The sequence below is a fragment of the Acinetobacter sp. YH12218 genome, assembly GCF_013417925.1.
Lineage (GTDB): Bacteria > Pseudomonadota > Gammaproteobacteria > Pseudomonadales > Moraxellaceae > Acinetobacter > Acinetobacter amyesii.
The window spans coordinates 45,237-67,123 of sequence record NZ_VPDB01000005.1 but is presented as its reverse complement, the minus strand read 5'-3'; the positions used below and the strand labels follow the sequence as shown (position 1 = coordinate 67,123).

Here is a 21,887-nt window from a genome sequence, read left to right as displayed (position 1 = left end):
AATAAACTGCACTGTTTAGAGCCAATAAAATATTTAAATCTATGAAAAAATTAAATTAAATATTATTGGTGTATTTCAATACTTCCTTCTGGTCTTGAACATTCAGCGTGAGTGCATTGACTTGTACAAGGATAAAACTGACCTAGCGCGTACTTGTTTTTTTAAATTCATTTCGGCTAAGGTGTGCGCTTTGAAACATTGTCTGGGTATTTATGATTGAGAGTTGGCTTTTTGTATTGGCAATGATTGCGGTGATGATGACGCCGGGACCTAGCAATGCACTAATGGCAAGCTCTGCACATCAACAAGGCATTGCAAAGACGTGCATGCTGATTCCTGCAGAATTATTGGGCTATTTCTATGCCATAAATTTGTGGGCGTTGATTATTCATTTAAGCGCTCCAGTGTGGCCGAATTTAATTCACTTACTGCATTTTCTCAGTATTGCCTATGTTTTATGGTTGGCTTTTCATTTGTGGAAATCGACGCATTTACACCAGTACAATCAAAAACATCCTTCAATTCAACCACGTGAATTATTCATTTCCTCATTAAAAAATCCGAAAGCCTTGCTTTTTGCTGCAGGTATTTTCCCGATAGAAACTTGGGCAAGCCCATTAAATTTTATTTTGGTTTTCGCTGTATTTAGTGTGGTTTTATTGCCTGTTGCGTTGTTTTGGATGTCATTTGGACGGACGATTTTGGCGGGTAAGACCCAAAAAATTAAGGCCGATCTTCTGTATAAAGGATCGGCCCTGATGCTGATTTTATGTATGTTTCCCGTGGTTTTGCGCTTTTTTGCTTAAAGGCGTTCACCATATCGGTTTATTTCTTTAATTTTGCTCGAATAAAACCAATCACACCCGGTAAAACACTAATAATAATGATGCCAAAGATCAGATGGGTGAAGTTATCTTTCACGATGGGCATATTGCCAAATAAATAGCCTAAAGTGATAAATGAGCCGACCCAACAAATCGCACCAATCATGTTAAAAGTCAGGAAGTACTTGTAGTTCATGCTGCCTGCACCTGCGACAAAAGGTGCGAAGGTTCGTGCAAAAGGAATAAAGCGGGCAAAAATAATGGTTTTACCACCGTGTTTTTCAAAGAATTTTTGCGTATTCACCAAATGTTGACGGTTAATAAAGCGTGATTCAATTTCAAAGACACGTGGGCCAATATATTTACCAATATGGTAATTCAGCGTGTCGCCCAAGACCGCAGCGATAAACAGCAAAATCACCAAAACCCATGGATCCATGGCACCTGTTGACGCAGCGAGCGCGCCTGCTGCAAACAGAAGACTGTCACCCGGTAAAAAGGGCATGACCACTAAACCGGTTTCAACAAAAATGATCAGGAACAGAATTGCATAAATCCATACGCCATAATTGGTAATGAACTCGAGTAAATGGTCATCAACATGTAGTATAAAATCAATCAGTTCCATGGGGCTTATATGTGTAAAATAGTGGTCTGATGCTATCAGTCTGGGGCAGCAAAGTCAGTATTAAAACGTAATTAATTATCAGTAAAATCGTTCTATACATGGAATGATGAGTATTATAAAAGCATATTTAAAGAGAATAAGAAACGACCTAATCTAAGCACATCTTTTGAACAGTATTAAAAATAGGTTTCAGTATGTTTAATCCAAATCTAGTGGTGAAAAATCTGAGTCAACAGCCGCAAATCAATGCGGTAGTCAGTCTCGTTGCACGTATTTTGATGGCTTATATTTTTATTGTGGCAGGTTGGGGTAAAATTACCGCTTACACTGCAACCGCAGGTTATATGGAGTCAATGGGTGTACCGGCAGGGCTACTTCCGATCACCATTTTAGTCGAGTTGGGTGGTGGCTTAGCTTTATTGTTTGGTTTTCAAGCGCGGTTTGCGGCACTGGGTCTAACCGTATTTAGTTTAATCACTGCATTTTTATTCCATGGCGGTGCAGAAGATGGCATTAACTTTATGAAAAATTTGGCGATGTCAGGCGGCTTATTATTTCTCATGTTACATGGTGCAGGTAAATTTAGTTTTGATCATTGGATTGAAAAATCAAAATAAAGCGGTTATGAGTCCGAGCATCCATCAAAGCGGCGTTCTGCCGCTTTTTTCATGTCTATCGCTGATTTAAAGCAAATCAATAAAGCCCTGAAATGTGTTGTAAAAAACATCGTTTGGCTTGTGGTTTTTGTCCCTGTCCGAATAGTGTGCGAAAGTCCAAGAAAAATGTTAGAATACGGCGCTTATATTCGTTGCCTGCATAGTTGTTTGCCATGACTACCAATACCCAAATTACTGAAGACCGTATCCTGATTTTGGATTTCGGTTCTCAATATAGTCAGCTTATTGCACGTCGTGTACGTGAAGCTGGTGTTTATTCAGAAATGTACGCATTTGATATGTCTGAAGAAGACATTCGTGCATTTAACCCAAACGGGATCATTCTTTCAGGTGGTCCAGAAAGTGTTCATGAAGAAGGTAGTCCGCGCGCACCACAAGTTGTATTTGAACTTGGTGTACCTGTTTTAGGTATTTGCTATGGTCTACAAACCATGTCAGAACAACTTGGCGGTAAAGTTGAGCCAGGTACTGTGCATGAATTTGGTTATGCAGAAGTTGATATTAAAGTCCGTGATGCTTTAATTGGTGATCTTGAAGATACCAAAGACCAATTAAAAGTATGGATGAGTCATGGCGATAAAGTGACTCAAATTCCTGAAGGTTTCCAAATCACTGCAAGCACACCAAGCTGCCCAGTGGCGATGGTTTCTGATGAAAAACGTCGTTTCTACGGTATCCAATTCCACCCAGAAGTGACACACACTGCGAAAGGTGCTGAGTTATTGTCTAACTTCGTACATGGCGTATGTGGTTGCCGTAACTTGTGGAACTCAGAAAACATCATCGATCTTCGCGTAGAACAACTTCGTGAGCAAATTGGTGATCAAAAAGTTCTCTTGGGTCTTTCAGGCGGTGTCGATTCATCTGTTGTAGCTGCACTTTTACACCGTGCGATTGGCGACCAATTGACTTGTGTATTCGTAGATAACGGTTTACTTCGTTTGAACGAAGGCGAGCAAGTGATGGACATGTTTGCGAAAAACATGGGTATCCGCGTGATTCGTGCTGACGCTGAAAATCGCTTCTTAACAGCACTTGCTGGTGAAGTTGATCCAGAGAAAAAACGTAAAATCATCGGTCGTGAATTCATTGAAGTGTTTGCTGAAGAAGCACGTAAGCTTGACGGTGTGAACTTCCTTGCTCAAGGTACTATTTACCCAGACGTAATTGAATCTGCAGCAAGCAAACAAGGTAAAGCACACGTGATTAAATCACACCACAACGTAGGTGGTTTACCTGAAGATTTAGCATTCGAATTGGTTGAGCCAATCCGTGATTTGTTCAAAGACGAAGTACGCCGTTTAGGTACAACTTTAGGTCTTCCATTTGAAATGCTTTACCGTCATCCATTCCCAGGCCCAGGTCTAGGTGTACGTATTCTTGGTGAAGTGAAAAAAGAATATGCAGATATCCTTCGTCTAGCAGATGACATCTTCATGCAAGAACTTCGCGCAAGCGGCTGGTATGACAAAACTGCACAAGCATTTGCCGTATTCCAACCTGTGAAATCTGTGGGTGTCGTAGGTGATGGCCGCCGTTATGCATGGGTAATCGCGCTTCGTGCTGTAGAAACTGTGGACTTTATGACTGCACGTTTTGCACACCTTCCTTATGATCTTGTAGACAAGATTTCTACACGTATCATGAACGAAATTGCAGAAGTTTCTCGTGTTGTTTATGACGTATCGTCTAAACCACCTGCTACGATTGAATGGGAGTAATTTAGGGATTTCAAGAAGCGAAGCTTCTTGCCTAAATTACGCCAAGAGCTACGCTCGCGGCAGTGAGGGATTTCAAGAAACAACGTTTCTTGCCTAAATTACGGCAAAGGCTATGCCTGCGCCAGACTGGGGTTTTACGAAGCACTGCTTCGTGCCAGTTTTACGCCAAGAGCTATGCTCGCGGCTATTTAGGGAAACCTAAATATTTCTAATAAAAAAAGGACGCTTCAGCGTCCTTTTTTTTGTTTATAATTATGAAAAATACTATTTTAAAAAGAGCAAGTTAAATGTCATTGCCTACATACGATCAGTTGATGCTTCCATTAATGAAACTTTTAGCAGAACAAAAAGAGGCAATAAAATTAAGTTCTGCCACAAAAATTTTAGCTGAAAGATCTGGGTTATCTGAAGCTGATTTAAATTTAAGGCTATCTAGTGGTACAAAAACAGTATTTTATGATCGTGTTGGCTGGGCGAAAACATATTTGGTTAAAGCAGGTTTGATACAACAACCATCACGTGGTCTTTGCGAATTAAGTACTTTAGGTTGGTCTATTGATTTTTCTAGCTTATCCAATATAACTAATCAGTATTTGATGCAGTTTGAAGGGTTTTCTGATTATAAAATTGGTTCTAACCATAATAAAAATATTCAAAATCTAGTTCTAAAAGAAGAGCATGCTACATCTATTCAAACAGAACATTTGACGCCTGCAGAAATAATCGAACAATCATCAACGGAGCTTAATCAAACAATTAAAGATGAGCTATTAAATAAAATTAAAAGTAATTCACCCAAATTCTTTGAGCAATTAGTTGTCGATTTGTTGGTAATAATGGGTTATGGCGGTTCACATCAAGACGCAGCCCAAGCAATAGGTAAAACCAGTGATGGTGGCATTGACGGTATTATCAGTGAAGATCGTTTAGGTTTAGATAAAATATATATTCAAGCTAAACGTTGGGAAAATACGGTGGGGCGCCCTGACATTCAACAGTTTAAGGGAGCTTTGGCTGATCAAGTGGCGAAAAAGGGCGTATTTATTACTACTTCTTGTTTTAGTAAAGAAGCAATTGAGTCAGCAAAGAAATCAGGCATTGTTTTAATTGATGGTGACAAGCTTACATCTCTCATGATTGAATTTGGCTTGGGTATTCAAATTGAAAGAAGTTTCCATATTTATAAAATAGATCAAGACCGTTTTGATGAAGATAGTTTTTAAATAAACTTAAAGGACGCTTCAGCGTCCTTTTTTTATATCTCAACATTCTATTTATAAACAATTGACCAACTACTATCGCTTTCATTATTCGGTTCAGCTTTGGGCTTTGCTTTATGGGTAAAGCTTTGCCAAGACTTTGTCGATTTACGTTCCGGTTTCATACTTGAATCATAGCGCTCTACACGGTTACGGCCATTTTCTTTTGCCTGATACAGCGCAATATCAGCTTGCTTAATCAGTTCAGTTAAATTTTGTTTATGTGATTTAAGCTGTGAAACACCAATGGAAACGGTAAATTGGATCGGGTGATTTGCGACATTCAGCAAAGATTGATTTTGAAGCGTTAAACGAATACGTTCCGCGATCAACATTGCATCCTGTATTTGCGTTTCAGACAGAAGCACAATAAATTCTTCACCACCAAAACGAGCCAAGACATCTTTTTGGCGCATTTCTTTGCGGGTGGTTTCAGCGATACATTGCAGTACCTGATCACCAACATCATGTCCGTAATTATCATTAATATGTTTAAAATGATCGACATCAAACATCAATAAGCAAGTGCTTGCAGGCGTTGGCCATTCATGGATGAGATGCTCAGCCAATTGAACAAACTGACGACGGTTGTATAACTGGGTGAGCTCATCTGTATGCGCAAGATTTTTCAGCGTATGCATATTCCAGTCGTCAAGCAGGGTACGTAAAAAATGACGGCGTGCATTGAGCGTATTGTTCCAACTCATATGCAGGCTGATCATCCAAACAGGAATAGACACCACCACAAAAATCAGTGCTTCTTGCCATGATAAAAGCTGACTCACCGCAAAATACACCAATAGCGAAATGAGGCCCGAACAATACAAGGCGGGCTTAAATTGTGTTTGTACGCAGACATTGGCAATTAAAATAAAGATCGCTGCACCATAGATATAGGACGAGACCATTGGGCTATTTGAAGCCAGTAATAAGCCAATCCAAATCGCGGTGCTGCAGACTGTCCCAATCGGTAAGATCATGTCGAGCACACGAATATCTTTTTTGTATTTAAACAGATAGAAGCTGACCAATAAGGCAGCAACAATCATGGCCACTCGAGAAAGACCTGACCAAAAGAACATGTCAGGGATAATAAAAATGTCAGCAAAAAAATAAAGAAGAAACGTAATCTGCGCCATGTAGTTTACTTGACGCAAATAAGGTAACTGATGGGCATACTGATGTTGTAGAAAATAGTTTCTAAACTGCGTAGGAATACGTGCAAAGGGATCTGCAATGGCTTGTTCAATCTCGGCACGATTGGCAAGATCACACTCAGAAAGTTTCAAAGTATGAGTATGATTTTTACGAACTTCCTGAGCAGACGAATTAGTCCGAGAACTCATTCGTACATCAACAGACATGTCCCTTCTCCATAAATGGCTTAGGACAAATTATGAACAAAAAACACACAAAAATATCTACCTGAAACTAGGGATTTTTCGAATGAATGATAAAAAATCGTCTGATGAATGTTACAAAATATATTATTAACTTGCTGTTTTATAAGTTGAAATTTGATTGCGTCCTGCAGATTTTGCTTGGTAAAGTGCCTGATCGGCCATGCGAATGACACTTTGTAAATCTCGGTTTTTTTGACCAAATTCGGCAACACCAATTGAAACGGTAAATTTAAGTTTTTGTAGTGTATCAAGTTCTAAATAATCATCGGCTATTGCCCGTCGTAGACGTTCGGCAATATCTTGAGCCTGACGCAGGTGTGTCTGCGGTAAAAGAATTATAAATTCTTCACCGCCGAAGCGGGCAATGATGTCTTGGCTACGTAAGGTATGTCGGCACGTTTCTGCAATTTGTTGTAAAACATGATCACCAATATAGTGCCCAAATTGATCATTAATATTTTTAAATTTGTCGACATCAAAAATCAGTAATGAAAGCGGCTGTAACGGTTTGGACTGATGATGAATATGATAATTGGCAAGTTGAATAAATTGACGGCGATTGTTTAAGCCGGTCAGCACGTCGGTATGCGCCATAATATTGAGCGCTTCACGGTTCAACTGATCGAGTTTACTGTGTAAAAAACAATTCTGGATTTTTGCGTTGAATTCCAACTGATATACAAACTAAATAACAACACAGGGGAATAGATCAAGATAAACAGTTGCAGTTGATGGATATTGCCAGAAACGGCGAAATACACCCCAATCAGCAAGATTAGACTGATACACAGAGAAATGAGCACAGCAGCTTTAAAGCGGATTTGCACACATAAATTGGCTAACACGATAAAAACCAAGGATGCATATAAATAAATCGGCACATCAGGGCTATTGGATAAATTGAGTAGACTAAACCACAGGGCAGAAGCGCCAACGATCGATAGGGGAAGCATCAAGTCGAAGAGTAAAATGCTCTTGCTATATGTATAAATGACCCATGTGATGCCCATCATCAGTAAGGTATAGGCCGTTTTTAAGCCTATCGCGAGCCAGCCCACATCGGGCAACATAAACCAATCCGCTATGGCATAAGAGAGATAGGCCAATTGTGCCACGATGTTGACTTGGAAAAAGAATTTAAAAAGTTGACGACGATGGTAGTGGAAAAATTCTTGACGAAATTGAGCAGGAACGCGAATAAAGGTTCCTTTCAAGGCATTTTGGATCAGTGCACGTGATTCTTTCTTATACTCATTGATCATGCAAGATTACCGACGGGTGAGCATGGTTTGTATGTAAGTTTATGTAACTTAAATAATCTATATCATTTTTATTTAAAATTAAACACGTTATTTCAATGATTTGTGAATTATTTGGTATTGTTTGGTCAAAAGTGAGTGTTAATTTGTGTTACTTAAATTCACATTTCACGTGATTTGAACAAGTAATTTAGCATAGGGTGTTGTCTAAATAAGCATCGATAACTGTTATGCTGTATGTCATATTAGGCAACAAAAAAACGATTGTCCTATCTCTGTGATTCAGCGTATTAATGACAGCTGAAGAAGATTGAGTTAATGCAGATATAATGGAAAAAAATGCATAGCTCTAGCCGATAGTCCTTGCATCGGCTTAGCCAAATTTAGGGTAAGAATATGACCAATACCAATTACACAGAAATATCTCATTCCGACGATTGTGAAAAATACGTCAATCAGTTCATTCAAGAATTTCCACTGCGCCGTGCTGAAATTGGTCAAGGCACAGTGATTAAACGTGCTTTACCGAGTCGGCATAAACGGATGATTGGTGCATGGTGTTTCCTTGACCATGCCGGTCCAGTGCATTTCCCTCAAGGTGATGGCTTAGATGTTGGGCCGCATCCACATATTGGTTTGCAAACGTTTACATGGATGATTGATGGCACCATGATGCATACCGACAGTTTGGGCACACATCAGTTAATTCAGCCCAAACAAGTCAATCTCATGACGGCAGGTTATGGTATTTCACATACTGAAGTTGCTCCAGAATCTGAAACGCAAATGCATGCTGCGCAGCTTTGGATTGCATTGCCAGATGACAAAATCAATATGGCGCCCCAGTTTGACCATTACCCAGAGTTGCCAGTGGTGACACAAGACGGGATTGAATTGACGGTCTTGGTCGGTGAATTTTTGCAGACTAAATCGCCGGTAAAAGTACATAGTGAATTATTAGGTGTCGATCTGCGTAGTTCGGAAAGTCAAAGTACCGTCTTGCCGCTGAATCCAAAATTTGAATATGGCTTTATGGCCCTCGAAGGGACTGCCAGTGTCAATGGTCACGAGCTAAATGAAGACAATATGGTGGTACTTGAGCCGGGCTTAACCCAAGTCAAAATTGATCTGCACGCAGGTGGCCGTGTTTTATTATTAGGGGGTGAACCTTTTGAATCACCGATTCTGCTGTGGTGGAATTTTGTGGGGCGCACACAAGAAGAATTGAATATTGCCCGTGAGCAGTGGATTAATCAGGACGAACGCTTTGGCTCTATTCCTGACTATGATGGTCCACGACTAGAAGCACCGGCTTTCCCTGATAAAATGCGTCCATCACGTTAACTTAAAAATAAAAATGAACAGCCGTACCTGTGGTAAAAATGGTGCGGCATAACCATGAGGGAGTCATTATGGGTATCGTCGCAACGGCAACAGTAAACACCTTAGAAGCACCGTGGTCAGGTGAAGTTCAGAGTGGAAAACATCAACTTATTACCGATAAGCCCGAATCATTTGGTGGCGGGGATTTAGGTTTAGCACCGTATGATTTACTGTGTGCCTCCTTAATTTCATGCACCATGATTACTTTGCGCATGTATGCAGCACATAAACAAATTCAATTGGGTGAGTTTCGTGTCGAGGCAGACTTTTGTGCGAACCGTGAAGGTGCTGAATGGGTTGAGCGACGTCTACATTTTCAAACGCCCTTGGATGCAGAATTAGAGCAAAAAATCTTGTCCATTTGTGAAAAAACCCCAGTGACAAAAACTTTATTGCGCAGTGTAGACATTAAAACCACTCTAGTTTAATTTAAAAGCAGGTCGCTGCTGTACTGTGCAAAATTTAGTTTTGATATAGCCCTAAGCAGTGATCTGACACTTTTTATGATTTAACTACTTCAAAATAATAATGGCTTGCCAGAAATAAGAAAATTTTAGACTTCATATAGGAGATGAACCCATGCGGGTGCTACATCATCTAGAAAAATCTCGTTCATTTCGTATTTTATGGGCAATGCAGGAATTAGGACTGGATTATCAGGTTCAGTTTTATCTGCGCCAGCCAAATTTGTCTGCTCCCCCTGAGCTTAAAGTCATCCATCCTTTAGGAAAGTCGCCCATATTGCAGGATGATGGACTGGTCTTGGTAGAATCTGCAGCGATCTTGGAGTATTTACAAGAGAAGTACGATCGGCATGATTTTTTTGCAGCCAAGGCGGAACATTCAAAACAACAATATCGCTTTTGGATGCATTATGCCGAAGGTTCTCTGATGCCGTTATTGGTGATGCAGTTGGTCATGAGCAATGTGCCACGCCATGTACCTTGGGTCATCAAACCCGTAGCTAATCGCATTTGTGATGGGGTCAAAAAAGGTTTTGTACGACCTCGCTTAAAAGAACATATCGAGTTTTTAGAAAACCATTTAGCGGAAAATGAATATTTTGCGGGACCGTTTAGCTTTGCGGATATTCAGATGACGTTTCCATTAGAAGCAGTCATGACCCGAACGCAAGGGCGATATCCACAAATTCAGGCTTTCTTACAACGGATGCAACAGCGTCCTGCATATCGCCGTGCCAAACAACAAGAACAACAGTTGGAAGCACAGCAAGACCGGCGGGATGATTCTGCTTAGCTCACATGATACAAGCGTTCTTTAGGGAAGACGACTTTAAACAGCGAACCACGGTTTTCTTTGGACTCAATTTCAAGGTGTGCCTGATGTTGCATCAAAACGTGTTTCACGATGGCAAGACCTAAACCTGTTCCTCCCGTTTGGCGACTACGTGCGCTGTCCACACGGTAAAACCGTTCCGTTAAACGGGGTAAGTGTTTCGGGTCAATCCCGATGCCAGTATCTTCAACGGTAAAATAACCATGCGTACCATCATCATGCCATCCAATGGTCACAGTACCGCCTTTGGGGGTGTATTTAATTGCATTGGTGATGAGGTTACTAAAGGCACTCGCCAATTCCATATCTGATCCGATTAGGTCACAGTGACTATCAATCTCGAGATTCAGTGTATGTCCATAATCCACATTGTAAGCATGTGCATCGTCATATAGTTGGTTCATTAGGCTGGGCATTTCAATGATTTGATTTTTAGCAACTTTTTTATCATTTTCCAGACGAGATAATAATAACAAGTCATTAACCAAAGCATTCATACGGCGGGTTTGAGACTGCATTTGATCGAATGCGCGTTTCCAGCGTGGATTTAAATCTTCCTGATCGGTAAAGGTTTCGATATAACCACTTAAAACCGTGAGCGGTGTGCGTAGCTCATGTGAAATATTATCGACAAAGTCTTTACGCATCTGCTCAAGGTTATGCATACGTGTGACGTCATAGGCCACCAGTAATCGACTTTCGCGACCAAAACGGGTCAATTTCACTTGCACATAATGGTCTTCAAGTACCGATGATTTCATTTTCAAACCATCGGGTGCTAAATCGATATTGGTAAAGTATTCGATAAAACTGGGCTGTCTTAAAATACTTAAAATATTGCGCCCTTGATCGAGCTGTTGAATCCCCAAAAGCTTTTCTGCGGCAGGGTTCCACCATTCGATTTGGTGTAATTCATCAATCAATACCACCGCTTCAGCAAGTGCCACCAAGGAAGATTGAGCGCGGTCGATCAGACCAACCATTTCAGCTTGTACAATGCGTTCTTGACGCTGCGCACGGTATACATTAAAGAGCAAAGCCCCCCAAATACCGTCTAAATTTGGCGGGACATCATAGGGACGATTTGAAATCCATTCGTTGACCAAGTACAGCGAACGCATTTGCAATGCAAAGAACACTGCAAAGGCGATTAAGATGCAGATCCATAAGTACCCGATACCAAAGCCGATGAGTGCAGCAATGAGTAGGAAAAATGCCAGAAGTCTCAAATCCTGCTTGGCAAAAGTCCATAAACTGCTGTAACGGAATTTTTTATGTTCACTGGCAAGTTCAGGGACGGGATACGGTTCGTACATAGAAAATTAAAGACCTAAAATGACTAACCCATCACAGCGTCTGCACGGGTAGAGAAACGGTAACCTGTACCACGAACAGTTTGGACATAACGATCGGCTTGGAAAGGTTCAAGAACTTTACGCAAACGACGAATATGCACGTCAATGGTACGGTCCTCAATATACACGTTTCCACCCCAAACCTGATCTAATAATTGAGCACGGGTATAGGCACGTTCAGGATGAGTCATGAAGAAGGCCAGTAGACGATATTCAGTCGGTCCCATATCTAAAATGGTGTTACCAAAGCTGACACGTTGGCTGACTGGATCGAGGATTAAACCATTGGCATCAATGGTTTTTTCACCACCCAATGCATTTGAGCGACGCAGCACCGCTTTAATGCGTGACACCAACTCACGGGTGGAAAAGGGTTTGGTCATGTAGTCATCTGCGCCTGCGTCTAGACCTTGGACTTTATGGTCTTCTTCACCGCGAGCAGTGAGCATGATGACTGGAATTTCTGACAAATTTTCATCGCGTTTTAAACGACGACATAGGTCTACACCACTCACGCCACCAGGCATCATCCAATCTAATAAAATCAGTGCAGGACGCTGATCCACAATCATTTGGTGCGCTTGTTTGGCATCTTCAGCTTGCTGACATTGAAAACCAGCCATATCCAGTGAAGTATGGATCATTTCCCGAATCGGGAGTTCGTCGTCGACGATTAAAATATAGTCATCTTTCACAGCGCAATACCCTATTTTATGTAAACGGTAGACCGTTTTATATTTATGACAGGCTTATTACAAAGATTAATTATGACAGTATCATTGCAAAAATGATCTTTCATTGGGGTTTAGAAAGAAATTGTGACAATTTAAATCCTGAAATATTCAACAACATGGGCTTTGCATCATGCTGTTGTCACAAAAAAATCATTCAAAAAATTGTAAAGATCAATGTTGAGGACAAAATTTATTTCCTGGGTTTTTCATAAAAAGCATCCAACAAGGCCAAAAAGACCACGCTACATGACGATAAAACTTCATCAATCGGCTGTTTATAACCACTCATGACCCAGCGAATCGCGATTTGGGTGACATAACCATTGAGACCTGTTGCGACCATTGAAATTTCGCGTTCTGAACGATCAATATTTGGCATCATGAGCATGACAAAGGCATGAATCATACGGTCAAAGCGCATCATGGTTTCATGAATCGTGGCTTGGTTATGTAGCTCTTGTACCAACATGGCATCGATATAAATGATGCGCGCCATGCGAGGATTATTTTTTAAGGTTAACAATAGGGCGGTTAAACCTGCTTCAATCATTTTTTTAGAATCGGTTGATGCTTGCATGATGGCTTGCATCACGTTTTGTTGCAGTTCATCGATTAATTTTAAAAAGATGGTCTGGAACAGTTGCTCACTTTTCTTAAATGATTCGTAAAAATAGCGTTCGGTCAGCTTGGCTTCCAAACAAATATCTTTCACGGTCACGGAAAAAAAGCCATGTGTACCATAGGCTTCTATACCGGCTTCAATCAGTTTTTCACGTCGCGCTTGCTTACGTTCACTGAGAGAAAGCCCTTTAAATTGACGTTCCTTCACATTTTTTGCCTGTTGTTGTTCTGTGTGATTTGTTGCATCTGTCATGAAAATATACGCTGAACTAAAGCAGAATTTTGTCTTATTTTAGCAATAATTTCAGTTTAAACCTATGTTTAAGCATTGGCGATTTCAACAGCTTAGCACGTCCTAAGATGACATTGACAATATGTATTGTCAAAACTATATTAAGTCGACGAACTGCACACATTGGCAAATGAGATCACGCTGTGATAAAGCCAAGCGGCAGCATAAAGGAATAAGGAATCACAATGAAAAACTTCAAAAATAAAGTGGCTGCCATTACAGGTGCAGGTTCAGGTATTGGTCAGCAATTGGCAGTGCTTTTGGCGAAACAAGGCTGTCATCTGTCTTTAAGCGATGTGAATGAGCAGGGTCTTGCGGCAACCGTAGACTTAGTGAAAGCCAGCAATGTACGTGTAACCACGCAAAAACTCGATGTGTCAGACCTTGCGGCAATGAAAGCATGGGCAGCACAGACCGTTAAAGATCATGGTTCGGTGAATATGATTTTTAACAATGCGGGTGTGGCATTGGGCACGACCGTTGAAGGCGCAAGCTACGAAGAGCTGGAGTGGATTGTCAATATTAACTTCTGGGGTGTGGTTTATGGCACCAAGGAGTTTTTACCGTATATTAAGCAAAGTGGTGAAGGTCATATCATCAATATTTCCAGCTTGTTTGGCTTAACGGCACAGCCAACACAGTCGGCATATAATGCCACTAAATTTGCAGTACGTGGCTTTACCGAATCTTTACGCCAAGAATTGGATATTGAAAACTGTGGCGTGAGTGCGCTATGTGTTCATCCGGGCGGGATTCGTACCAATATTGCCAATGCCGCAAAAATGAATGATAGCCTGAAAAGTTTAGGCATGAACCCGCAAAAATCGGCACAGTCCTTTAATAAATTCTTGCGCTGTCCACCTGAAGAAGCGGCTCGTCAAATCATTGAAGCAGTACAAAAAGATAAGCGTCGTTTATTGATTGGTAATGATGCAAAAGCGATTGATTTAATTCAACGTTTTCTACCGACGGGCTATCAAAAATTAACAGCGATGGCGACTAAATTTGGTCAATAAGCGGTAATTATAATCGATTGAAAAGAGCCCACGTCAGTGGGTTTTTTTATGCTCTAGTAATATCAGAAGCGCAATTTGATCCAAATAAAAGAACGATACGCGGTAGTGTCATCCGCAATTGTTTGAGACAAGACGACTTTTAATCAAAAATGTTTTTGCGATCCTTTGAATCATTTGATGGTATTGAACGAGTTTTGTCGGTGAGGTGTATTGCACCGCAAGATGGTTTCCTTGCGAAGCACGCTTCTCATTTTGTCGAATGAGAAACAACGTTTCGTAAGAGTACCTCCAGCCGAAGGCTAATCCCGTTATTCAATCCCTAGATGTAAGACTCCATCGAATAGATTTAAAAATCATTTTAAAAATCCGAAATTACTTTGATAGGCGTAACATTAGTTATTAAAAGCCCAAAGCGTATTTCTTATTTCATAAAATGAGATATAAAAATGGAGATATCTGATGATTTGAAATAAGCAACTGTTGAATAACCAACAGTTTTTTGGCATTAAAACCAACAGAATTTATCGGGTTTGAATAATAAAACTTTAAAAAATAACTACTTAAGATGTTGGCACAGTTGTTGCCATATTAGAGTGAACAAAACTCACCACTGTATGGAACATTTATGAGTACTTTTACGCATCGATATCTTTCTGCTTTTCGTGTCCTACAACAGGCATGTTGTTGTGCTATGACACTCGCGATGATGCGCGCTTAAATTCTAAAAGCTGTCTTCGAGTTTCGGTCGTGCATAAGTTGAATAAAACCTACGACCACTCAGATTAATTTTTAAAAAACCCACGCAGTACATTCACTTCATGCACCTTGCATGGGGTTGGGGGATTTTGCGCTTTGGGAAAAATGTTAGTGAAACCAAATCATGAAAAAAACCACATTAACCGTTGCGGTCGGACTGATTTTATCCGCAACCAGTCAGCTGAGTTTTGCTTCGGATGAAGCACTTCAGCAAGAACTGAGCAGCTTAAAACAACAAATTGAGAGTTTGCAAAAACGCTTAAATGCAGTGGAATCTGGTACGACGAAAAGCCAAGTCGTCGAAACGGCCACTGTGACGACAGAAGATACGAGCAACGCCGCTGATGTTGAAGGTGAAACGCAGGTTGCAGAAGTGACCACAGCAACATCCGAAGATATCGACGGCTTACGTGCAGATATTGAAAACTATAAGTACGATCAGTCACGTCAATATGAACGTCAAACCACCAAATCGACCCGTGACACAACCCTGTATGGCACGGTTCAACTACGTGCCAGTGCGCTCGATGAAACGGGTGTGTTGGGTTCAACCAAATCGACATTTGATATTGGGACTGCGCTGATCGGTGTACGCGGGAATTTATTCCGTGATTATAACGAAGGCAAAAACCTCGACTATCAATTGTCCTTTGGTTATGGCAAACGCAATGATGGCACCAATAACAGTAACTTTAACTTACTAGATGCCTTTGTTCGCTATAACGCTTTTGCCACCAATGCGGGCCCTGAAACTGCCAAACTCAACTTTACGCTCGGTCAGCAGTTATTGCCCTTTGGTCTAGATGTGCAGTCTCCTGAAGATTTGCGTCCGACCATTAATACCGCTGCAGCTTCGACCTTTCTAGGACTGTTTAACCGTCAAAATGGATTTATCGTCCGTGGAGATGCCAAACCTTTTGTCGACTTTGCATCGAACTACCGTGCGCCGCTATTTGAGTATGCCTTAGGGTTGACCAATGGGAACGCCAGTAATAAGGCAGATGACAACAACGGCAAAGATTATATCGGTCGTGTGGCTTTTACCTTGCCAGTGGACTACGCCAGCATTTTCCGTGAGTTGAAGTTTGGGGCCTCTTATATCAAAGGCGAATCGAAAATTTCAGCCGGCGGAATCACTGACGATGCTGCAAAACGTGATCGTTTGGGTTTCGATATTTATTATAACCACGCCCCATTTGGTGTGACTTATGAATATGTGCAAGGGAAGACCGATTATGTCGACACCATAGCCCAAGACATCAAAGAAGCCAAAGCGGAAGGGCATACATTTACTGCCTTCTACACCTTGGGCGATCAGTTCTACAACAGTATTAAATCCAACGCCAAATTTGATGATTTCTGGCCAAAGTCAGTCCAAGGCTATTACCGTTTTGACCGCTATAACCCGAATAAAAACAACGCAAGCTATCTCGACACCGCGAGCGGTCGTATTGGTGAATATGACATTCACTCTTTGGGCTTAAATCTGTTTTTTGCGCAAACCACAAAATTCCAATTACAGCTGAATCACTACCTGTTTGATGTCGAAACGGCAAATCAAAAAGACACCAATGAGCTGCAAGCTCAGGTTCAGTACACCTTTTAATTCAAATATTTAAACCATTAAGGAACATTTAAAATGAAAATTATCTCTAAAAAAATCGCAGCTACATTCTTGGCACTTTCAGCACTTGGTTTAAGTGTTCAATTGCATGCTGCCAATCCCAAAGAAATTCGTATTTCTGTATCAGGCGCGGGTGAGGGGGGTAAACCCAAAGTGGGCGGTAGTTTTGTAGCTACAGCACATTTACGAGGTGTGCTCGAACAAGAATTTAAAAAAGATGGCATTAAGGTGAATTGGCTGTTCTTCCCCGGGGCTGGACCTGCAACTAACGAAGCTTTAGCTAATGGCAAAGTTGACTTTGCATTGCATGGCGATTTGCCCTCATTGGTTGGACGTTCAACAGGATTAAAAACCAAAGTGTTGTTCTCGACAGGGCGTTTTGGCCCAACTTATGTGGTGGTGCCTGCCGGCTCTAATGCCAAATCCTTTGCAGATCTTAAAGGCAAAAAATTCTCCGTTTTCAAAGGCACCAATGGTCAGATCGTCTTTAACCGTGTGTTAGCGAAATACAATTTAACAGAGCGTGATTTACGAGTGATTTCGCAAGATGCCTATTCGGCACGTACGGCGTTAGCGACGGGAGATATTGATGCCACGATTACTTCGCCATTTAGTTTGCAAGCACGTGGTGTGGCGAAAACATTATTGGAAATTAAAGATCCGAAAGTTGCGCCGATTGCGCACTTTTGGGTGACAGAAAGCTTTGAAAAACAATATCCAGAGGTGGTGCAACGTGTCGTGACGACACTGATTAAACAGGCGCAGTGGAGTTCTCAAGAAGCCAACCATAGTGCGCAATATAAACTTTGGGCACAAAGTGGCATTCCGTTGGTGGATTATCAAAAAACGTGGGATGGCTGGAATTTAAAAGACCGTACTACACCATTACTCGATGAATTCCATCGTTCACAAATTGACAGTGCTTTAAAAATTGCCAAAGACGCTCGTTTAATCCGTCGTGATGTGGATACCAAAACATGGTATGAGCCGAAGTATCTAAATAATGCCTTGAAAGAGCTGAAGTTAGAGGGTTACTGGCGCCAATTTAATGCTCAAGGTCAACCGAAGTAAGTCACAGCCATGAGTCGTCCGATTGAAAGCAATGTGATTGCCAGTCCATTAACCACCAAATTTATGAGCAGTTTTGTGCTGCTCACGATTTTGGCTGGACTAGGGGTAGGCGTAGCACGGGTATTAATTTCCTTGTATGCCGTGCATTTAGAAGCCACCGAATTGCAATTGGGGCTAATTTCTGCAGCGCAAAATTTTGGCATTTTGATCATGGCATTGCCGATTGGCGTGTTGGTACAGCGCTTTGGGTCTTTGAAAATATTCTGCATCGGCAGTGTGTTGGGCGCTGTGGTCTATAGCTTAACGCCACTGAAAGCTGGTGCATGGTACCTCTTTGCGGTGACAGCCTTGGTGAGTTTTGTCTTACCCATGCGCTTTGTTTCGATCAATACCGTTTTTTTGAGCAACTTAAAACGTTTAGGTCCAGTCCGTGCGGGTTGGTTTCGCGGTTCGCACATGATGGGATATTTCCTGATTGCGCCTGCATTGAGCGTGTTGTTGGTCGAGCATTTCGGCTATGGCGGAAGTTTTTATGTGGTGTCTTTGCTTTTTTTAGGCACCTTGCTGTTGGCTCCGTGGTGCTTTCAACGTAGTACTCCGCAAGCGACGAATCGCCCGCATTTTCAATGGCGAGATATTGTGGCGCCTTTGGCACTCATCAAAACCCATGCCTCGCTGCGGATTGTTTGCATATTGGAATTTTTGAGCAGCGTGGCAAATAACTACTTTGGCTTTTTCATTGTGGTGATTGCTATCCAAAGTTTTGCACTTTCGGAGCCAATGGCAGTGATGCTGCTGACCGTACAAGGCATTGTCTTTGTGGGATCGCTATTTAGCATGGGCGGTTTGGCTGAGCTGATGGGTTATCAAAAGTTTTATTTGATTGGCCTAAGCCTGATGGCAACGGCATTACTGATTTTAGCCTTAACCAAAATCACGCTGTTGATGTGGCCTGCTTCGGTCATGTTTGGACTTGGACTCGGTATGTTGCATATCGCCAATTTTATGTCTTTCGCCCGAGTCGGTGAGCAAACCGCGATGGCAAAGATTTCTCCAATTTTAGCCCTCGTCGGACCTTCAGGTGGACTGTTGGGTGGCTTGATAGGCGCCGTATTTGGCGCACAGGTTGGACTACAAAATTTATTTTTACCAATCGGGCTGGTGTTTATTGGTCTGATTATTTTGATCAGCAAAGATCAGGAATTTATTCAATTTTTAAAACCTGATGTCTCAGAACAGAGCGTAAAAGGACAAGAATTATGAGCCTTACGGATGTATCTGCACATTCGGTTCCCTTGCAAAGTGACCGAAGTGCGTTGGATTTTTTTAAGACCTATTTAAAACTAACTTTGCAAGTGGTGTGTGGACTCCTGATGCCAGTTTTGTTGTTCGGTCTATGGTATGTGGCAACACTTAAACAGTGGTTGCCTGAGCAGATTTTACCTGCACCGAGTCTGGTGTGGCAAAGCACAGTCGAATTATGGCAAAGCGGTGAATTGAGTTTTCATTTTGCCATCAGTGCCAAACGTATTTTATGGAGTGTCTTGCTTGGTGCCAGTGTCGGGATTTTGCTTGGTACTGTGTTGGGATTGGCCAAACGTAGTCGGGACTTTATTTTTCCGACGGTGAATCTTGTTGCGCAATTTCCCATAGTTGGCTGGATTCCATTATTGATGATTTTCTTAGGCATCGATGAGGCTTTGAAGATTGCCGCTATTTCATTGGCTGTTTTACCACCGGTGTTGATTGCAACCTATAAGGGCATTACTCATGTGCCGAATAGTTTGATGGAAGTGGCAGAGGTTTACCAATACAGCAATTGGCAGAAACTCAAAGAAGTGATTTTCCCAGCTGCACTACCCAGTGTGATCAGTGGTTTACGTCAAGGCATTATGCAGGCGTGGTTGGCATTGGTTTTTGTCGAATTATTAGCGAGTAGTGAAGGAATTGGTTATCTCATGGTGTGGGGACGTCAGCTAATGCAGATGGACTTGATCTTCATGGCGATCATCATGATTGGTATTACGGGCTATGTCTTAGATACCTTGCTGGCTTGGTTAGAAAAAACGGCACGCTTTCACGCAACCCGAGTAGGAGGCAACTCATGAGCATTCTTTCATTACACGGGGCAGCGCGCCAAGTCTTAGTTAAAGCAGCAAAAGCACTCGTTCTACCTGTGGCATTTATCGCACTGTGGGCAGTGGCCTCACAGCAAAATTGGGTCGATCCGAAGTTGATTCCTAGTCCATGGCTCGTGCTGCAAAAAGCTGTGACCGTGCTCCAACAACCGAGCTTTTTGACAGGCTTTGCCGAAAGTTTGGCACGTAATTTTATTGGCTATGGCATAGGTGCGATAGCGGGTGTGTTATTTGGGATCTTGATCGCGAGTTCACGCCTTTCGAATTGGTTATTTGCACCGAGCTTTCATGTATTGCGTCAAATTTCGCTGTTTGCATGGTTGCCACTAATTTCGACTTTTTTAGGTGAGGGACATGGCGCCAAAGTGCTGTTTATTACTTTGTCGGTGTTTTACCCCGTGGCGCTACATACCTTTGAAGGCGTGAGCAGTATTTCGCATAAATATCGTGAAGTGGCCGAAGTCTACCAATTTCCCAAGACATACGCGTTTCGTAAATTGATTTTGCCTGGCGCTTCGGCACAGATCTTTGTTGGTTTACAACTTGGGCTGATTTTCGCATGGCTTGCCACCATTGGCTCTGAATTTTTATTGGCGAACTATGGCAATGGTCTGGGCAATATCGTGATTCAAGGGCGTCAGGCTTTTGATGTCGAACTGATTATTTTTGGCATGTTGCTGATAGGAATTGTGGGCGTGTTGCTCAATACGGTACTGACTTGGGTTGAGCGTAAAGTTTTAGCTTGGCAGCAGGTTGGATAGGAGAACATAACAATGAAAAAAATGACAATCCATAACATTCCCCATCTCTGGCGTAGCCTATTTTTAGCTGCCTTGGTCGGTGGCACAGCCTTGGTTGGTTGCAGCACGCAGCAAGTGGATGAACCTCAGCAAATGGCTTTAAAAGAACTACGCTATCAAAGCTATCCGGGACTGGTGTCTTTGCCTGAGTTGGCACAAGACTTGGGCTATTTAGGCGACATTAAACTCAGTTATGTCGGCACAGTACAAGGTGGGCCACAAGATTTACTCACCTTGGTGGCAGGAGATGTTGATTTCGCTGGAGCCTTTAATGGCGCTGTGGTGAAAGTTATTGCCGCGGGTCTAGATGTCGTTCCCGTAGTGGCTTCTTATGGCAGTGATGCTGAACAAAACGTGGGTTTCTACGTGCTAGAAAATAGTCCTATACGTGGCCCACGAGACTTTATTGGCAAGAAAGTCGCAGTGAATGCCTACGGGGCACATTATGACTTTGTGGTGAAAGACTATTTGGCTCGTCATGGCTTAACTGACGATGAAATCCGACAAGTTGAGCTGATTATGTTGCCACCAGTGAGCTCAGAACAAGCTCTACGGAATGGTCAAATTGATATTGCGGTGTTCTCAGGCATTTTGGAAAAACGGGCCTTAAAACATGGTGGTGTACGTAGCATCTTTAAAGATATTGATTTATACGGGCCCTTTACCGCAGGCAGTTTTTCGATGCGTGGAGAGTTTATTCAAGCGCATCCTGAGTTGGCTCGTACTTTTGTCAGTGGCGTGGCCAAAGCTCAGGAATGGCTACACAACACGCCGAAAGAGCAAATCATTGCCCGTATGGAAAGCATTATTGAAAAACGTCAACGCAATGAAAATACAGCACTTATTCCATATTACACAGGCACAGGTGTCCACGAAGTCGGTGGCGTGCAAAAAGATCAAGACTTTGCCCCATGGGTGAGTGCCTTAGAAAAAGAACACAAATTAAAACCAAATCAAATTGAGGTCAGTCGCATCTATAGCAATGAATTTAATCCCTATGCGCAAGACCAAAAATCAAAAGGAATATAAC

21 protein-coding genes are annotated in these 21,887 nt (G+C 41.9%); 14 read left to right on the top strand and 7 right to left on the bottom strand.

The window, feature by feature from the left end:
* The first annotated feature begins 212 nt into the window (after window positions 1–212).
* Window positions 213–806: a LysE family translocator gene (locus tag FTV03_RS02495; protein ID WP_168378830.1), complete on the top strand. Its 594-nt coding sequence runs from the start codon at window positions 213–215 to the stop codon at window positions 804–806.
* Window positions 807–825: 19 nt separating this feature from the next.
* On the opposite strand, the gene FTV03_RS02490 is transcribed toward FTV03_RS02495, so the two are convergent.
* Window positions 826–1,452 (bottom strand): DedA family protein, encoded by a 627-nt coding sequence (locus FTV03_RS02490; RefSeq protein ID WP_078191514.1) that lies wholly within the window; start codon window positions 1,450–1,452, stop codon window positions 826–828.
* A gap of 194 nt (window positions 1,453–1,646) precedes the next feature.
* On the opposite strand from FTV03_RS02490, the gene FTV03_RS02485 reads away from it, so the two are divergent.
* The 3 genes from FTV03_RS02485 to FTV03_RS02475 all read left to right on the top strand — a co-directional run bounded on the left by FTV03_RS02485 (window position 1,647) and on the right by FTV03_RS02475 (window position 5,073).
* A complete protein-coding gene (locus FTV03_RS02485; protein WP_180039796.1) occupies window positions 1,647–2,069 on the top strand; it encodes a DoxX family protein in 423 nt (140 codons plus the stop codon).
* Between the two features lie 212 nt (window positions 2,070–2,281).
* Complete coding sequence (gene guaA, locus FTV03_RS02480) at window positions 2,282–3,850, top strand: glutamine-hydrolyzing GMP synthase (protein ID WP_078194056.1); 1,569 nt, start codon at window positions 2,282–2,284, stop codon at window positions 3,848–3,850.
* 287 nt (window positions 3,851–4,137) lie between these two features.
* On the top strand, window positions 4,138–5,073 hold the full coding sequence (locus tag FTV03_RS02475) for a restriction endonuclease (RefSeq protein WP_180022190.1): 936 nt from the start codon (window positions 4,138–4,140) through the stop codon (window positions 5,071–5,073).
* Between the two features lie 47 nt (window positions 5,074–5,120).
* Here FTV03_RS02475 and FTV03_RS02470 read toward each other — a convergent pair whose 3' ends face one another.
* From FTV03_RS02470 to FTV03_RS02460, 3 genes are all read right to left on the bottom strand, one after another.
* A complete protein-coding gene (locus tag FTV03_RS02470; RefSeq protein WP_180039829.1) occupies window positions 5,121–6,455 on the bottom strand; it encodes a GGDEF domain-containing protein in 1,335 nt (444 codons plus the stop codon).
* Between the two features lie 144 nt (window positions 6,456–6,599).
* The gene (locus FTV03_RS02465) at window positions 6,600–7,106 is read right to left on the bottom strand and encodes a GGDEF domain-containing protein (RefSeq protein ID WP_180039794.1); all 507 of its coding nucleotides are present in this window, start codon (window positions 7,104–7,106) and stop codon (window positions 6,600–6,602) included.
* 20 nt (window positions 7,107–7,126) lie between these two features.
* Window positions 7,127–7,774 (bottom strand): hypothetical protein, encoded by a 648-nt coding sequence (locus FTV03_RS02460; RefSeq protein WP_180039792.1) that lies wholly within the window; start codon window positions 7,772–7,774, stop codon window positions 7,127–7,129.
* A gap of 393 nt (window positions 7,775–8,167) precedes the next feature.
* On the opposite strand from FTV03_RS02460, the gene FTV03_RS02455 reads away from it, so the two are divergent.
* From FTV03_RS02455 to FTV03_RS02445, 3 genes are all read left to right on the top strand, one after another.
* The gene (locus tag FTV03_RS02455) at window positions 8,168–9,115 is read left to right on the top strand and encodes a pirin family protein (protein WP_180039790.1); all 948 of its coding nucleotides are present in this window, start codon (window positions 8,168–8,170) and stop codon (window positions 9,113–9,115) included.
* 68 nt (window positions 9,116–9,183) lie between these two features.
* On the top strand, window positions 9,184–9,582 hold the full coding sequence (locus FTV03_RS02450; RefSeq protein WP_078191507.1) for an OsmC family protein: 399 nt from the start codon (window positions 9,184–9,186) through the stop codon (window positions 9,580–9,582).
* A gap of 151 nt (window positions 9,583–9,733) precedes the next feature.
* Window positions 9,734–10,411, top strand: a complete 678-nt coding sequence (locus tag FTV03_RS02445; RefSeq protein ID WP_180003539.1) for a glutathione S-transferase family protein — start codon at window positions 9,734–9,736, stop codon at window positions 10,409–10,411.
* Here the strand turns inward: FTV03_RS02445 and phoR are convergent.
* The 3 genes from phoR to FTV03_RS02430 form a co-directional block, all read right to left on the bottom strand.
* The gene (gene phoR, locus FTV03_RS02440; RefSeq protein ID WP_078191505.1) at window positions 10,408–11,766 is read right to left on the bottom strand and encodes a phosphate regulon sensor histidine kinase PhoR; all 1,359 of its coding nucleotides are present in this window, start codon (window positions 11,764–11,766) and stop codon (window positions 10,408–10,410) included. The genes FTV03_RS02445 and phoR overlap by 4 nt on opposite strands.
* 23 nt (window positions 11,767–11,789) lie before the next feature.
* Window positions 11,790–12,500, bottom strand: coding sequence for a phosphate regulon transcriptional regulator PhoB (gene phoB, locus FTV03_RS02435; RefSeq protein WP_078194048.1), 711 nt, complete (start codon window positions 12,498–12,500; stop codon window positions 11,790–11,792).
* A 229-nt stretch (window positions 12,501–12,729) separates the two neighbouring features.
* Window positions 12,730–13,413 (bottom strand): TetR/AcrR family transcriptional regulator, encoded by a 684-nt coding sequence (locus FTV03_RS02430; RefSeq protein WP_180010802.1) that lies wholly within the window; start codon window positions 13,411–13,413, stop codon window positions 12,730–12,732.
* A gap of 224 nt (window positions 13,414–13,637) precedes the next feature.
* Between FTV03_RS02430 and FTV03_RS02425 the strand changes: the two genes are divergently transcribed.
* The 7 genes from FTV03_RS02425 (at window position 13,638) to FTV03_RS02395 (ending at window position 21,886) form a co-directional block, all read left to right on the top strand.
* Entirely contained in the window at window positions 13,638–14,468 is an 831-nt protein-coding gene (locus tag FTV03_RS02425) for an SDR family oxidoreductase (protein WP_180022186.1), read from the top strand.
* 880 nt (window positions 14,469–15,348) lie between these two features.
* Complete coding sequence (locus FTV03_RS02420; protein ID WP_180039788.1) at window positions 15,349–16,830, top strand: carbohydrate porin; 1,482 nt, start codon at window positions 15,349–15,351, stop codon at window positions 16,828–16,830.
* 33 nt (window positions 16,831–16,863) lie between these two features.
* Window positions 16,864–17,919, top strand: coding sequence for an ABC transporter substrate-binding protein (locus FTV03_RS02415; protein ID WP_180039786.1), 1,056 nt, complete (start codon window positions 16,864–16,866; stop codon window positions 17,917–17,919).
* 9 nt (window positions 17,920–17,928) lie between these two features.
* Window positions 17,929–19,182, top strand: coding sequence for an MFS transporter (locus tag FTV03_RS02410; RefSeq protein ID WP_180039784.1), 1,254 nt, complete (start codon window positions 17,929–17,931; stop codon window positions 19,180–19,182).
* Window positions 19,179–20,027: an ABC transporter permease gene (locus FTV03_RS02405; RefSeq protein ID WP_180039781.1), complete on the top strand. Its 849-nt coding sequence runs from the start codon at window positions 19,179–19,181 to the stop codon at window positions 20,025–20,027. The genes FTV03_RS02410 and FTV03_RS02405 overlap by 4 nt, the downstream gene beginning before the upstream one ends.
* On the top strand, window positions 20,024–20,818 hold the full coding sequence (locus FTV03_RS02400) for an ABC transporter permease (protein ID WP_180039779.1): 795 nt from the start codon (window positions 20,024–20,026) through the stop codon (window positions 20,816–20,818). The genes FTV03_RS02405 and FTV03_RS02400 overlap by 4 nt, the downstream gene beginning before the upstream one ends.
* A 12-nt stretch (window positions 20,819–20,830) precedes the next feature.
* Window positions 20,831–21,886 (top strand): ABC transporter substrate-binding protein, encoded by a 1,056-nt coding sequence (locus tag FTV03_RS02395; RefSeq protein WP_257220657.1) that lies wholly within the window; start codon window positions 20,831–20,833, stop codon window positions 21,884–21,886.
* The last annotated feature ends 1 nt before the right edge of the window (window position 21,887 follow it).

Coding starts and splice junctions, on each gene's coding strand:
- FTV03_RS02495 (WP_168378830.1), top strand. CDS start 213: ATGATTGAGAGTTGGCTTTTTGTATTGGCAATGATTGCGGTGATGATG.
- FTV03_RS02490 (WP_078191514.1), bottom strand. CDS start 1,452: ATGGAACTGATTGATTTTATACTACATGTTGATGACCATTTACTCGAG.
- FTV03_RS02485 (WP_180039796.1), top strand. CDS start 1,647: ATGTTTAATCCAAATCTAGTGGTGAAAAATCTGAGTCAACAGCCGCAA.
- guaA (WP_078194056.1), top strand. CDS start 2,282: ATGACTACCAATACCCAAATTACTGAAGACCGTATCCTGATTTTGGAT.
- FTV03_RS02475 (WP_180022190.1), top strand. CDS start 4,138: ATGTCATTGCCTACATACGATCAGTTGATGCTTCCATTAATGAAACTT.
- FTV03_RS02470 (WP_180039829.1), bottom strand. CDS start 6,455: ATGAGTTCTCGGACTAATTCGTCTGCTCAGGAAGTTCGTAAAAATCAT.
- FTV03_RS02465 (WP_180039794.1), bottom strand. CDS start 7,106: ATGGCGCATACCGACGTGCTGACCGGCTTAAACAATCGCCGTCAATTT.
- FTV03_RS02460 (WP_180039792.1), bottom strand. CDS start 7,774: ATGATCAATGAGTATAAGAAAGAATCACGTGCACTGATCCAAAATGCC.
- FTV03_RS02455 (WP_180039790.1), top strand. CDS start 8,168: ATGACCAATACCAATTACACAGAAATATCTCATTCCGACGATTGTGAA.
- FTV03_RS02450 (WP_078191507.1), top strand. CDS start 9,184: ATGGGTATCGTCGCAACGGCAACAGTAAACACCTTAGAAGCACCGTGG.
- FTV03_RS02445 (WP_180003539.1), top strand. CDS start 9,734: ATGCGGGTGCTACATCATCTAGAAAAATCTCGTTCATTTCGTATTTTA.
- phoR (WP_078191505.1), bottom strand. CDS start 11,766: ATGTACGAACCGTATCCCGTCCCTGAACTTGCCAGTGAACATAAAAAA.
- FTV03_RS02430 (WP_180010802.1), bottom strand. CDS start 13,413: ATGACAGATGCAACAAATCACACAGAACAACAACAGGCAAAAAATGTG.
- FTV03_RS02425 (WP_180022186.1), top strand. CDS start 13,638: ATGAAAAACTTCAAAAATAAAGTGGCTGCCATTACAGGTGCAGGTTCA.
- FTV03_RS02420 (WP_180039788.1), top strand. CDS start 15,349: ATGAAAAAAACCACATTAACCGTTGCGGTCGGACTGATTTTATCCGCA.
- FTV03_RS02415 (WP_180039786.1), top strand. CDS start 16,864: ATGAAAATTATCTCTAAAAAAATCGCAGCTACATTCTTGGCACTTTCA.
- FTV03_RS02410 (WP_180039784.1), top strand. CDS start 17,929: ATGAGTCGTCCGATTGAAAGCAATGTGATTGCCAGTCCATTAACCACC.
- FTV03_RS02405 (WP_180039781.1), top strand. CDS start 19,179: ATGAGCCTTACGGATGTATCTGCACATTCGGTTCCCTTGCAAAGTGAC.
- FTV03_RS02400 (WP_180039779.1), top strand. CDS start 20,024: ATGAGCATTCTTTCATTACACGGGGCAGCGCGCCAAGTCTTAGTTAAA.
- FTV03_RS02395 (WP_257220657.1), top strand. CDS start 20,831: ATGAAAAAAATGACAATCCATAACATTCCCCATCTCTGGCGTAGCCTA.